This window comes from Vreelandella xerophytica (assembly GCF_968048975.1).
Genome location: NZ_OZ309106.1, coordinates 3,100,386 through 3,113,880, shown reverse-complemented (window position 1 = coordinate 3,113,880; position 13,495 = coordinate 3,100,386). Strand labels below are relative to the sequence as shown.

The window sequence follows — 13,495 nt, the reverse complement described above, 5'->3', positions numbered from 1 at the left end:
CCGGCTACGGCCGGTTTTTTTGTGCCTGAATAGACCTTGTGAGCCAGACCCTACGGATAATGCAATGACCGACACCTCCTCCCGACACACACCGGTTGCCAAGCGTGGGCTGATGCGCTCGGGGCTGGTAGTCAGTGCCATGACCATGCTCTCGCGCGTCATGGGGCTGGTGCGTGACGTGGTGGTGGCGATGTTGCTCGGCGCAGGCAATGGTGCGGATGCGTTTTTCGTCGCTTTCAAGATTCCCAACTTTTTGAGACGGCTGTTTGCCGAGGGCGCCTTCAATCAGGCTTTCGTGCCGGTGCTTTCCGAGTACTCCACACAGCGAAGCCGTGAAGAGATCCGTGAGCTCTTGAATGCCGTGGCGGGCAGCTTGACGGCATTACTGGCGCTGATTACCGCCCTTGCCATGCTCGCCGCACCCTGGCTGATCTGGGTGTTCGCACCGGGGTTTGGTCGCGATCCGGAAAAGCTGGCACTGACGGCGGATATGCTGCGCCTGACCTTCCCGTACCTCTTGCTGATTTCGCTGACCGCCTTTTCCGGCAGTGTGCTCAATACCTGGAACCGTTTTGCCGTGCCGGCCTTCACGCCGGTGCTCTTGAACCTGTCGTTGATCGGCGCTGCACTCTTCTTGATGCCATTGATGGAAGAGCCCGCCATGGCGCTGGCCTGGGGCGTGCTGGTCGCAGGTTGCGCCCAGCTCGCTTTCCAGGTGCCGTTTCTCTACCGTCTGGGGCTCTTGCCCACGCCCTGGCCCAACTTCGCCCACGACGGGGTGAAGCGCATCTTAAAGCTGATGGCGCCGGCGCTTTTCGGTGTGTCGGTCTCGCAGATCAACCTGTTGCTGGATACGGTGCTGGCCTCGCTTTTGGCCGCGGGCAGCGTCTCCTGGCTCTACTACTCGGACCGTCTGGTAGAGCTGCCCTTGGGCGTGTTCGGCGTGGCGATCGGCACGGTGATCCTGCCGGCGCTTTCCAAGCGTCACGCCGAAAAGTCCAGCGAGCATTTCGCCATGATGCTGGACTGGTCGCTTCGCGTGGTGCTGCTGCTGGGCGTGCCGGCGGCTCTTGCACTGGTCGTGCTGGCCGAGCCCTTTTTGATTACCCTGTTTCACTACGGGGCGATGACCGACAACGACATCCAGATGGCGGCAATGAGCCTGCGGGCATATGCGGTGGGCCTGGTGGCGTTCATGCTGATCAAGGTGCTGGCGCCGGGGTTTTTCGCCCGCCAGGATACCCGCACGCCAGTCAAGGTGGGCATCTTTGCCATGGTCGCCAACATGGTGTTCAACCTGATACTGATCTGGCCGCTGGCCCACGCGGGGCTCGCCTTGGCCACCTCGCTTTCGGCATTCTTGAACGCCGGGCTTCTGGGGTATCTGCTCTACCGCGAAAAAGTGCTGGTGTTCCAGCCGGGCTGGGGGCGCTACGCGGTGCAGTTGATAGGTGGCAGCACCTTGATGGCCGCCGCGCTCTATTTCATGGCCCCGGAGTGGCAAGCGTGGCTGGCATTTGGCCTGTGGCAGCGCGTGGGTTGGGTACTGGGGCTTGTCGTGCTGGGCGGCGGGCTTTACTTTGCCTGGCTGGGCGCCTGGGGGCTCCGGCTTCGCCACTTCAGGATTCAGAGTTGACCGAGACACAAAAGCGCCGCAACGTGACTGCACCTTCAGGACGCGTTCGTTATAATCAAAGGCCTTATCGCATCATATAACGCCTTCACCCACGCTTTGACTGGCACGCTTTAATTGAAGAGGGGCCATGCACGTTATACGAGGTCTGCACAATCTAGGCGCTGCCGAGCGCGGCTCGGTGACCACCATCGGCAATTTCGATGGCGTACACCGTGGCCATCAGGCGATCTTGCAGCAGTGCCGCGAGCACGCCGTGCGTTTTGATGTACCGCTGACGGTGGTGGTGTTCGAGCCTCAGCCCCGGGAGTTCTTCGCCGGCGAGCAGGCTCCGCCACGGCTGACCCGGCTGAGCGAAAAAGTGCGTCTTCTAGGCCAGCACGGTGCCGATCGGGTGCTTTGTCTGGCCTTCAATGATTCACTTCGAAGCTTGACCGGACGTGAGTTCATCGATCAGGTGCTGATCGAAGGCCTGGGGGTAAAGCACCTGGTGGTGGGAGACGACTTTCGTTTTGGCTGCGATCGGCAAGGCGATTTCGAGTTGCTGAAAACCGTGGGCGATGTCGAGGGTTTCGAGGTGGAGCACACCCGCACCTTTTCCCTCGATGATGAGCGCGTCTCGAGCACGCGAGTGCGCACGATGCTGGCCAGTGGCAACTTCGCCGCCGCCAGGCGCTTGCTGGGCCGGTCCTATTCGCTTTGCGGACGCGTGGTACGCGACCAGCAGCTAGGACGCACCATTGGCGCGCCCACGGCGAACTTGCCGCTGCTGTCCCAGCCCCTGGCGCTGCGCGGGGTTTTTGCTGTCATCGCCGAGCTTGAAGACGGTGCACGCTACCCAGGGGTTGCCAACGTCGGCTTTCGCCCGACCGTCGGCGCCAAACGCCCGACCCTGGAAGTGCATCTGCTTGATTTCTCGGGAGATCTCTACGGTCAGCGGCTGAAGGTCTACCCCTGCGCACGGCTTCGAGGCGAGGTGAAGTTTGACGACTTCGAAGCGCTGAAAGCGCAGATTCAGCGTGACCAGGCGAGAGCGCGGCGCTATTTTGCCGTGACGGACGCCGCTTTTACGGATACCCCCTCTCACGCATCAACCGCACCCGGTGAAGACGGCGCGTTTGATGCTTGGCTGGCTTCGGCCCCGCTTGGGCGCGAGGCCGCTTCTTCTGATTCCCCTTCGGCGGACCACGCCGATGCTAACGACGGCTGAACCGGATTATGGACTACAAGCACACGCTCAATCTGCCTGAAACCGACTTCCCCATGCGCGGCATGCTGCCCAAGCAGGAGCCGGGCCGGGTGTCCAGATGGCAGGACATGGACCTTTACCAGCGCCTGCGCGATGCCCGTGCCGGCGCGCCGCTTTTCGTGCTGCACGATGGCCCTCCCTACGCCAACGGCAGCATCCATATCGGTCACGCCGTCAACAAGATCCTCAAGGACATCATCGTCAAGTCCAAGAACCTGGCCGGGTTCGACGCCCCTTACGTGCCGGGTTGGGACTGCCATGGCCTGCCGATCGAGCACAAGGTGGAAACCACCCACGGCAAACACCTGTCGCCGGAAAAAGCTCGCGAACTCTGCCGCGAGTACGCCAGTGCCCAGATCGAAACCCAGCTCACCGATTTCGTGCGCCTGGGCGTGATCGGCGACTGGCACCATCCTTACCGCTCGATGGATTTCGTCAATGAGGCCGGCGAGATCCGGGCGCTGGCCGACATGGTCGACGCGGGGTACGTCTTCAAGGGGCTGAAGCCGGTCAACTGGTGCTTCGACTGCGCCTCCGCCTTGGCCGAGGCCGAAGTGGAGTATCAGGACAAGAAGTCCGACGCCATCGACGTCGCCTTCCCGGTCGAAGACGCCGACAAGCTGGCCGCGGCCTTCGGTTTGGATTCGCTTTCAAAGCCCGCCGCCGTGGTTATCTGGACCACCACGCCCTGGACCATCCCGGCCAACCAGGCGCTGAACGTGCACCCCGAGTTCACCTACGCGCTGGTCGACACCGGCGAGCGGCTTTTGCTGCTCGCCGAAGAGCTGGTCGAGAGCTGTCTGGAGCGTTTCGGCCTGCAAGGCGAAGTCATCGCCACCGCGAAAGGGGCGTCGCTTGAGCTGATCGATTTCCGCCATCCGCTTTATGATCGCCTGTCGCCGGTGTATCTGGCGGACTACGTCGAGAGTGACGTCGGCAGCACCGGCATCGTTCACTCCGCGCCGTCTTACGGCGTGGATGACTTCAACACCTGCCGCGATTACGGCATGAGTTTTGACGATATGCTTAACCCGGTGCAGAGCAACGGCGTCTACGTCGATGCCCTCGAGATGTTCGGCGGGCAGATGATCTGGAAAGCGAACCCGAACATCGTCGCCGCACTCGATGAGGCCGGCGCGCTGATGGCGCACAAGCCCATCACCCACAGCTACATGCACTGCTGGCGCCACAAGACGCCGGTGATCTACCGCGCCACGGCCCAGTGGTTCGTGGGCATGGATATCGAAGGCCGTGACGGCAAGACCCTTCGCCAGAAAGCCCTCGAGGGGATCGAGGCTACCGCCTTCACTCCCAGCTGGGGCCAGGCGCGACTGCACAGCATGATCGCCAACCGCCCGGACTGGTGCATCTCGCGCCAGCGTAACTGGGGCGTGCCGATTCCGTTTTTCCTGCACAAGCAGACCGGCGAGCTGCACCCGCGCACCGTCGAGCTGATGGAAGAAGCCGCCAAGCGCGTGGAAGAGGGCGGTATCGACGCCTGGTTCAGCCTCGAGGCCGCCGAGCTTCTGGGTAGTGAGGCCGACGACTATGACAAGATCTCCGACACCCTGGATGTGTGGTTCGACTCCGGCACCACCCACCGCCACGTGCTCCGGGGCTCGCACCCCCACGGCCACGAATCCGGCCCGCGGGCGGATCTTTATCTGGAAGGCTCGGATCAGCACCGCGGCTGGTTCCATTCGTCGCTCTTGACCGGCTCGGCGATCGACGGCCACCCGCCGTACCGCCAGCTTCTGACCCACGGCTTCACCGTGGATGCTCAGGGGCGCAAGATGTCCAAGTCGATCGGCAACGTGGTCGCCCCGCAAACGGTGATGGACAAGCTCGGCGCCGACATTCTGCGCCTGTGGACCGCCTCGACGGACTACTCCGGCGAAATGGCGGTGTCTGATGAGATATTGAAGCGCACCGCCGATGTCTACCGGCGTATCCGTAATACCGCGCGCTTCTTGCTGGGCAACCTGACCGGCTTCGAGCCAAACCGCGACATGGTCGCCTTTGACGACATGATTGCGCTAGATCGTTGGATCGTGGACCGCACTGCGCAGCTTCAAGGGCGTATCCAGACGGCGTTTGATGAGTACCGTTTCCGCGACGTTTACCAGCAGGTGCACGACTTCTGCGCCCGCGACCTGGGCGGCTTCTACCTGGATATCATCAAGGATCGCCAGTACACCACCCAGGCGGATTCGCTGGCCCGGCGTAGCTGCCAGAGCGCGCTTTATCACGTAATCGAAGCGCTCGCCCGCTGGGTCGCGCCGATTCTCTCCTTCACCGCCGAAGAGATTTTCGAGCACATCCCCGGCGAGCGCGGCGATAGCGTGCTGCTCGAGACCTATTACGAAGGACTGGCGGCGCTTAACGACGACGCGCCGATGGGCCGGGCGTTCTGGGAGCAGGTCATGGAGGTCAAGCACGCGGTCAACAAGCGTCTGGAAGAGGCGCGGGGCGAAGGCACCATCAAGGGGTCGCTGGATAGCGAAGCGACGCTTTATGTCAGCGACGAATACCGTACGCTGCTGGAAAGCCTGGGCGACGAGCTGCGCTTCGTGCTGATCACGTCCGAGGCCACGCTCAAACCGCTGGAGGAAGCCGACGCCAGCGCCCACAGCGAACTTGAAGGGCTGAAAGTCGCCGTGATACCGAGCCCGTATGAGAAGTGCGAGCGCAGCTGGGAGCGCCGCCCGGACGTAGGCAGCCATCCAGAGCACCCGACCCTTTGCGAGCGCTCGATTCTGAACCTGCCGGATGGCCCGGGCGAGGTCCGCCGCTATGCCTGAGGCCGCGCCGAAGGCGCCGCTTGCAAGCCCACCGCCCATGCACCGCCCGCTACGCTGGCTGTGGCTGGCGGTGGCGGTCATCGCGCTGGACCTGGCGAGCAAGTACGCGATGAGTCATCTGCTCGACTATAATCAGCCGTTACGCGTGCTGCCCTTTTTCGATTTGCGTTTGATGCATAACTTTGGGGCGGCCTTCAGTTTTTTGGCCAACCACCCAGGCTGGCAGCGCTGGTTCTTTGCCCTTATCGCCGTGGGTGCGAGTGTGGGGCTGACGATCTGGCTTTCGCGCATCCGCCGGGACGAGAGGCTTTTGGCCGTAGCGCTTCCCTTGATCATCGGCGGGGCGCTGGGCAATCTGTATGATCGCCTGATCCACGGTTACGTGGTGGACTTTTTGTCCTTTCACGTGGCGGGCTGGTACTACCCGGCGTTCAACGTGGCGGATATGGGCATCGTGATCGGCGCCGCCCTGCTAATCTGGGAATCAATCATGGGCGATCGGCGACGCAAGAAAGCCGCGTTACACGAAAGCAGCCAATAGCGAGAAGCGTATGGACTATGTCATCGACGAGGGTATGGACATTACCCTGCATTTCACCCTGAAACTCGAAGACGGTACGGTGGTGGACTCGACCAAAGAGAAAGCGCCGGCGAGTTTCACCTTTGGCGACGGCAACCTGCCGCCGGGTTTCGAGTACCCCATCAAGGGATTGGCGCCGGGCCAGCAGGGCACGTTCGATATCACCCCGGAGCACGCCTTCGGCCAGCACAACGAGCAAAACATTCAAACGCTCAAGCGCGCGGACTTCGGCGACGAAGAGCCGGAAATCGGCATGGTGATGTCCTTTGCCGACAAGGCGGGCACCGAGCTTCCCGGCGTGGTCAAGACCATCGACGGCGACCGGGTCGAGGTGGATTTCAATCATCCGCTGGCGGGGCGTACACTGACCTTCGAGGTCGAGGTGCTCGACGTCAAGCCGATGACCACGCACTGAGACGTTGCCGCGCGCCCGACCTGTTATGAAACTGACACCGTTTGCGGCGTTAATGGAACGGTGTCATGGAACGTTTTCATAGAGCGTTTTCATAGAACCCGCCGGGCGACATGCTGTCTTGTAAAGCACCCGGGCTTTTATTCACTAGCGATGCGCTCACGCATCAAGGCGCTATTATGCACGCACCCCAAACCGAGGCTTCAGCACCGGCGCAGCCGATCACGATTCAACTGGCCAACCCCCGCGGCTTTTGCGCCGGGGTAGATCGCGCCATCGACATCGTCAATCGCGCCCTGGACGTCTTCGGCCCGCCGGTTTATGTCCGTCATGAAGTGGTCCACAACCGCTTCGTCGTGGATTCGCTTCGTGAGCGCGGCGCGGTGTTCGTCGAAGAGCTCGACGAGGTGCCGGACGACGTCATCGTGATCTTTTCGGCCCATGGTGTCTCTCAGGCCGTGCAGGAGCACGCCGACCGCCGTGGCCTCAAGGTGTTCGATGCCACCTGTCCGCTGGTGACCAAGGTGCACATGGAAGTGCTGCGCTACGCCAAACGCGGTCAGGAGTGCATTCTGATCGGTCACGAAGGCCACCCGGAGGTCGAGGGCACCATGGGCCGCTACGACACCTCCTTTGGCGGGCGCATCTACCTGGTGGAGGATGAAGAGGACGTCGCCAGGCTGCAGGTCGAAAACCCAGCCACACTTTCGTTTGTCACCCAGACCACGCTCTCCATGGACGATACCGCCAAGGTGATCGATGCGCTGCGCGATAAGTTTCCCGAGATTCAGGGTCCGCGCAAGAACGACATCTGCTACGCGACCCAGAACCGTCAGGACGCCGTGCGCGACCTGGCCGCCCAGAACGATCTCATTCTGGTAGTGGGTAGCCCCAACAGCTCCAACTCCAATCGCCTGCGGGAACTCTCCGAACGTATCGGCACCCCCGCCTATCTGGTCGATAACGCCGATCAGATCGAAAGCACCTGGCTCGACAACGTCTCGCGTATCGGCGTGACTGCCGGGGCCAGTGCACCGGAGGTGCTGGTAAAAGGGGTGATCGACAAGCTCAAATCTCTGGGCGCGACCGATCCCACCGAACTTGCCGGTCGCGAGGAGAACATCACTTTCTCCATGCCCAAGGAGCTTCGCGAGCAGGTCATCGCAAGCAGCTAATGCAATCGGTACGCGTTTTCGCCATACTTCGGGTATGGGCTAACTAAAACGAGGCGTACCCCGTGACTAACCGCTTTGCCCCCCGCGCCGGCGCCGAGTCAACGCGCCAGCGCGGCTTCACTCTCATTGAAATGCTCATCGTCGTGGCGATCATCGGCCTGATGGCGGGCATTGCCTACCCCAGCTACCAGCGCTACACCGAAAGCGCGATGCGCACCGATGCCAAGGCCGGCCTTTTGAACGCCGCCGCCGAACTCGAGCGCTGCTACGCGCGCAACTACAGTTTCGAGAACGGCTGCGCCATTACCCAAACCTCGCCGGATGGCCACTACGCGCTGGAGTTCGAGCCAAACGAAGCCGAGGGCGGCTTTTTACTTTCAGCGCGGACCTCTCGCGATGATGGCTGCCATGCGGCGCTCACCCTCAATGCACTCGGCGAGCGCAACCCCGAGGCCTGCTGGTGAGCATCCAGCGCGGCTTCTCCCTGGTGGAGGCGCTGGTCGCGCTGGTCATCTTGTCCATCGGCCTTATCGGCATGGCCGCCATGCAGCTCAAGGCGGTACACAGCGCCAGCGACGGTTACCAAAAGACGTTGGCCAGTGTGGCCGCCCTGGACGCCCAGGAGCGGCTGTGGGCGGCGTATCAGGCAAGCCCGCACTGCGCCGATCTGGCTCTTTCGCAGGTAGAGCGCGCCTGGCAACGCCATTGGTTTCATGAAAGCGAGGCGGTGCTGGGGGAAGGTAAGGCCTTCGGCGATATAAAGCGCCAAGGATGCGGGTTCGTTATCACCGTCACGCACGCCGCACATGCGTCTCGGGAAAGCGAGGTGTACCGGTTTCAGCTACCGTCAAGACTATAAGGGGTGTCATGGGCAGGCAACGAGGCTTCACACTCACCGAGCTTCTGGTCGCGCTGGCCCTGGGCAGCCTGCTGGTCATCGGCGCAGGGCAGCTTCTGCTTTCCAGTTTTCGCACCTTCGATCAAGTAGACCGGCTGGGCCGTCAACAGGAGGCACTGGTATACACTGCCACCACGCTTGCCAGCCGACTTCGGCGCCAGGGCGCCTTCGACGACCAGGGTGAGGCGCTTTTTCATCTGAGCTGCAACGGTTACCCCGGCGAGTGCCGCTGTACGGTGCAGGATATGGCCGTCGCCCAGCCGCTGGTCTCGTTTGACAAGCGCGGGGAGGGGGCGTGTTTTCGCGATGAGCCGTTAGGTGAGACCAGTCGCGAAGGGACGCTTCGGGTATCGCTGCCGTTAGGTCCCAAGGGCCGGGAGGTCGCCTTTCATGTCACGCCGCGTCAAGATGCCTTGCACCCTGATGACCCGATGCAGTGATCCTTGCTTCCACGGCCGGCCCCGCCAGCAAGGGGCTGCCCTGGTAGTGGTGATGGTGGTGCTGGCCAGCGCCCTGATGCTGGGTATCGTCGGTGTCCAGTCGGCGCTGGTGGATCAACGTCTGGCGGCCAACTACCACGCTGCCCTCAAGGCTCAGATGCGTGCAGAGAGTGCCGCTGCCCATGCGCTGAGAGTATTCGATACGCTAGACTGGAAGGACGCCCCCACGCTGGAAGCGAACCGGCAACTTCACTGGTTTGGCGCCGCCGGCCAGTCCGGTGCTGTCCATCATTGTCCACAGCGTTCCTGTCTTTATCTTCCCGTTATTCGTCAGGAAGAGCCTTGGGTGATGGCCCTGGGCGTGGTTTACACAAAGGGCGATCAAGACGCGTTGCTTGCCGCGCACAGCGAACCGGTGTTTGTGCGGGTGCAAGCTGGTCAAGGCGGTGAGTCCCAACACGGGGCGACGATTTTATGGGATTGAGTGTACAATCCCCTATCTTTTCGATTTTCAAACGCTGGATCCATCACACCATGAGCAATGCCAAGACCCGTGTGCTGACCGGGATTACCACCTCCGGCACCCCCCATCTGGGTAACTACGTGGGGGCCATCAAGCCGGCCATCGAGGCCAGCCAGGACCCGAACGTGCAGTCGTTCTACTTCATGGCCGACTACCATGCGCTGATCAAGTGCCAGGACCCGAAGCGGGTGCAGCAGTCGCGCCTGGAGATCGCGGCCACGTGGCTGGCGCTGGGGCTCGATACCGACAACGCGATTTTCTATCGCCAATCGGATATCCCGGAAATTCCGGAGCTTACGTGGATGCTCTCCTGCGTGTGCGCCAAGGGCCTGATGAACCGCGCTCACGCCTATAAGGCGGCGGTGGCGGACAACGAGGCCGCGGGCAATCAGGATGCCGATAAAGGTGTGACCATGGGGCTCTTTGGCTACCCGGTGCTGATGGCGGCGGACATTTTGATGTTCAACGCCAACAAGGTGCCGGTGGGCCGCGACCAGATTCAGCATATCGAGATGGCCCGAGATATCGCCGGGCGCTTCAATCATCTGTACAAGGGCAACTACTTCGTGCAGCCCGAGGCGGTGGTGGATGAAAAGTCCGAGGTGTTGAAGGGCCTGGACGGGCGCAAGATGTCGAAAAGCTACGACAACACCATCCCCTTGTTCGCCCCGGAGAAAAAGCTTCAAAAGCTCGTTCGCAAGATCAAGACCAACTCCCTGGAGCCGGGCGAGCCGAAAGATCCGGATACCTGCACGCTATTTCAGATTTACGCGGCGTTTGCCTCCAGCGAGGAAACCGCTTTGCTTCGCGAGCAGTACGCGGCGGGCATTGGCTGGGGGGATGCCAAAAACCAGGTATTCGACTACCTGAACGCACACCTGAGCGAGCCGCGCGAGCGCTACAATGCGCTGATGGAGGATCCGGGCCATATCGAGGCGGTGCTTCAAAAAGGCGCCGAGCGCGCCCGGGAAGAGGCGAAGCGCAGCATCGAACGGCTGCGCTCAGCCATGGGATTGGGCCGCTTTATTTAAACGTCCGAACGGCTCGTTCCCCGGGTGTGAAAAGGGTGTTCGGTACCGGCCCTCGAATTTTATCGTGTGAATAAAAAGCCCTTCCGCTTAGACGGGGAAGGGCTTTTGTGTAAAGTGCTGTCTGGATCTCACAAAAACCACAACGTGTTAGCGAGGAATGACAATGTCTCGTCCCACCTCAGCGCCAGAGTCTGGCGCTGCATTAAGCGGTACTCATCATCTCGTTTTGTTGATAGTGGCCGTGGGAAGTCTGCTTGGCGCTATCATGTGGCTAGGGATCCCCACTGCCGTGGCGCTCATCGTGGCGGGGAGCCTGGCGATTTCGCTGTGCCTCTTGTGGGGCATTCCCTGGGCGCGGCTGGAGGAGGATCTGCTCCAGGGCATTCAGGCCATGCTGATTCCCATCCTGATCCTCATCTGTGTGGGCATGATGGTGGGGGTGTGGATGCTCTCCGGGACGATTCCCGCCATGGTCACGCTGGGGCTCGAGCTGCTGTCGCCGGCGCTGTTTTTGGTGGTGGCGTGTCTGTCGTGCTCGCTGATGTCGGTCATGGCCGGCACCTCCTGGGGCACGTTAAGCACCATCGGGGTGGCACTGATGGGCGTGGCGGCCGGGTTGGATATACCGCTTGCCTGGGCGGCGGGAGCCATCGTCACGGGTACGTTCTTCGGCGACAAGCTCTCACCGCTTTCCGATACCACCGTGATGGCCTCCGCCGTGTGCGAGGTCAATATCGTGACTCACATTCGCCACATGCTCTATTCCACGCTGCCGGCGTACCTGATTGCGCTTGTGGTGTATGCGTGGCTGGGCAGCAGTATCAGTGCGGATCAGGCCAACGCCCCTGAAACCGCCGCGCTGATCGACACGCTCAACCGGGTATTCAGTACGAATGTCATCACCTTATTGCCGCCGGTGATGGTGTTTGTCTGCATTCTCTTGAAAAAGCCGGTGTTGCCTTCGTTTGCCGTGGGGATCGTCAGCGGTGCGCTGATCGCCGCCCTGCTTCAGGGGGCCGGGACTGGCGAGATTGGCCAGGCCATGAACGGTGGGTATAGCGCCAGTACAGGGAATGAAATGGTCGATAGCATGCTCTCCCGCGGGGGGCTTCAGAGCATGATGTCCACGGTGGCGGTCCTGATCGCGGCCGCCGTGCTGGGCGCCCCTTTCAAGAGTGCCGGTACGCTGGATGCGGCGATTGCGTTCCTGAACAAGCGCCAGGCGGGTCGTCGGCAGGTACTGGGCAGTGCGATGGGCTTGCATAGCCTGGCGTTCTTGCTCACCGGGAGTTACTACGTCACGTTTGCGCTTTTGGGGCCGCTACTGCGTCCTTTGGTGGCCAATAGCGGCACACCCACCAAGAACCTGTCCAGAATACTCGAAGATACCGGTACCACGCTTTCCCCGCTGGTACCCTGGGGCGTGACCGGGGCCTTTACCGCCGCTACGCTCGGGGTCGCCACAGCGGATTTCTTCGTTTATGCGATTCTTTGCTACGGCGCTATCGTGTTTTCGCTTTTTTATGTCGTCACCGGTATCGGGCTGGGCCATAAAAAGACGGACGCGCGCTAGGCGCGATGTATCAAGGCTGCGTTAAACTACGCCCTGGCTGTGAGAATGGGCGCTTGAGTCCGGCACCTGAAGGAGTGTGCCGCGCTGAACCGTCCCTGCGCTTATTCATGGGTTGGCATCCACAAAGGGATTATTGAATGCAATCGACGTACCGCCATCAAACGTTTACAACGAAAGCGATGATCGTGCTGGCGCTGGGGGTCGTGGCGCTGGTGCTCTGGAAGCTCGTCGGGCTTTTGCTGTTGATCTTCGGAGCGGTAGTGGGGGCGTGCATTCTGCAAACCTGCATGACACCGCTGCTCAAGCGAGGCATGCCGCGCTGGTTGGCGCTATTGATCGTGGTGGTGGGATTGGCGTTGCTGTTGGCGGGTATCAGCTTTGCCTTTGGCTCCCAGGTGGCCTCGGAGCTCGAGGCGCTGACCTCGCTTTTACCCGATGCCTGGGAGCAGTTGCAGGAGCGCCTTCAGGGCTCGCCGCTCGAACCGCTGATGGATAACGCCGGCGAACGAGCAGGCACCATGTTTGAAAACGGCATCGCCCAGTTCGGTATGGTCGTGGTGTCCATGGGCGGAAGCCTGGTGAATTTCTTCGCGTTGATCGTGGGAATGATCTATTTTGCGGCCCAGCCCGGTGTGTACCGCCAGGGACTTTTGTTGCTGGCGCCGATTAAAAGCCGCGACAAGCTGGCAAACGCGCTGGATGAAAGCGGTAAGGCGCTGCGCTTTTGGCTCGGGGGGCAACTGGTCGCCATGGCGGTCACCGGTATTCTGGTGGGGGTGAGCATGTGGTTGTTGGGCGTGCCCGCACCGCTGGGGCTGGGGCTGATCGCCGGAATCCTGGATTTCGTGCCGCTGGTCGGTCCTTTGATCGCCGCCATTCCGGCACTTTTGCTGGCCTATACGGTCAGTCCCCAGACGGCGCTGTTCGCACTGATCGCCTACGTGATCATTCAGCAGATCGAGGGCAACGTGCTTCAGCCTCTGGTACAGCAGCGGGCGGTCAGCCTGCCACCGGCGATGCTGCTGTTTTCGCTGTTTGCCGCCAGTACGCTCTTTGGCGTGTCCGGGGTGCTGTTGGCCGCGCCGCTCACCGTCATCGGCTTTGTGTTGATCAATGAGCTTTATGTTCAGCGCGAGCCAGACGACGAGCCGCAAGGCGAATAGGCAGGCGCTGTCCTGGA

The 13,495-nt window shown here is 61.5% G+C and carries 13 protein-coding genes; all 13 read left to right on the top strand.

Translation table 11 applies throughout. The features are described 5' to 3' along the window. Window positions 1-64: 64 nt before the first annotated feature. Window positions 65-1,636 (top strand): murein biosynthesis integral membrane protein MurJ, encoded by a 1,572-nt coding sequence (gene murJ / locus ACWF8S_RS14535; protein WP_447554105.1) that lies wholly within the window; start codon window positions 65-67, stop codon window positions 1,634-1,636. Between the two features lie 127 nt (window positions 1,637-1,763). After that, window positions 1,764-2,843 (top strand): bifunctional riboflavin kinase/FAD synthetase, encoded by a 1,080-nt coding sequence (gene ribF, locus ACWF8S_RS14530; RefSeq protein WP_447554103.1) that lies wholly within the window; start codon window positions 1,764-1,766, stop codon window positions 2,841-2,843. A gap of 8 nt (window positions 2,844-2,851) precedes the next feature. After that, window positions 2,852-5,683, top strand: coding sequence for an isoleucine--tRNA ligase (gene ileS, locus ACWF8S_RS14525; protein ID WP_447554101.1), 2,832 nt, complete (start codon window positions 2,852-2,854; stop codon window positions 5,681-5,683). Continuing rightward, window positions 5,676-6,224: a signal peptidase II gene (gene lspA, locus ACWF8S_RS14520; protein ID WP_447529931.1), complete on the top strand. Its 549-nt coding sequence runs from the start codon at window positions 5,676-5,678 to the stop codon at window positions 6,222-6,224. Before ileS ends, lspA begins: the two co-directional genes overlap by 8 nt. A 10-nt stretch (window positions 6,225-6,234) precedes the next feature. Next, window positions 6,235-6,678, top strand: coding sequence for an FKBP-type peptidyl-prolyl cis-trans isomerase (gene fkpB, locus ACWF8S_RS14515; RefSeq protein ID WP_447554099.1), 444 nt, complete (start codon window positions 6,235-6,237; stop codon window positions 6,676-6,678). A 176-nt stretch (window positions 6,679-6,854) separates the two neighbouring features. Beyond that, window positions 6,855-7,850: a 4-hydroxy-3-methylbut-2-enyl diphosphate reductase gene (gene ispH, locus ACWF8S_RS14510; RefSeq protein WP_447554097.1), complete on the top strand. Its 996-nt coding sequence runs from the start codon at window positions 6,855-6,857 to the stop codon at window positions 7,848-7,850. Window positions 7,851-7,912: 62 nt separating this feature from the next. Then, entirely contained in the window at window positions 7,913-8,314 is a 402-nt protein-coding gene (locus ACWF8S_RS14505; RefSeq protein WP_447554096.1) for a type IV pilin protein, read from the top strand. Then, the gene (pilV, locus tag ACWF8S_RS14500; RefSeq protein ID WP_447554095.1) at window positions 8,311-8,709 is read left to right on the top strand and encodes a type IV pilus modification protein PilV; all 399 of its coding nucleotides are present in this window, start codon (window positions 8,311-8,313) and stop codon (window positions 8,707-8,709) included. The genes ACWF8S_RS14505 and pilV overlap by 4 nt, the downstream gene beginning before the upstream one ends. 8 nt (window positions 8,710-8,717) lie before the next feature. Beyond that, window positions 8,718-9,188, top strand: a complete 471-nt coding sequence (locus tag ACWF8S_RS14495; protein WP_447554093.1) for a PilW family protein — start codon at window positions 8,718-8,720, stop codon at window positions 9,186-9,188. Further along, window positions 9,139-9,672, top strand: coding sequence for a PilX N-terminal domain-containing pilus assembly protein (locus ACWF8S_RS14490; protein WP_447554092.1), 534 nt, complete (start codon window positions 9,139-9,141; stop codon window positions 9,670-9,672). Before ACWF8S_RS14495 ends, ACWF8S_RS14490 begins: the two co-directional genes overlap by 50 nt. A gap of 50 nt (window positions 9,673-9,722) precedes the next feature. Beyond that, complete coding sequence (locus ACWF8S_RS14485) at window positions 9,723-10,742, top strand: tryptophan--tRNA ligase (protein ID WP_447554091.1); 1,020 nt, start codon at window positions 9,723-9,725, stop codon at window positions 10,740-10,742. Between the two features lie 157 nt (window positions 10,743-10,899). Beyond that, on the top strand, window positions 10,900-12,315 hold the full coding sequence (locus tag ACWF8S_RS14480) for a Na+/H+ antiporter NhaC family protein (RefSeq protein ID WP_447554090.1): 1,416 nt from the start codon (window positions 10,900-10,902) through the stop codon (window positions 12,313-12,315). 137 nt (window positions 12,316-12,452) lie between these two features. After that, window positions 12,453-13,478, top strand: coding sequence for an AI-2E family transporter (locus tag ACWF8S_RS14475; RefSeq protein WP_447554089.1), 1,026 nt, complete (start codon window positions 12,453-12,455; stop codon window positions 13,476-13,478). The last annotated feature ends 17 nt before the right edge of the window (window positions 13,479-13,495 follow it).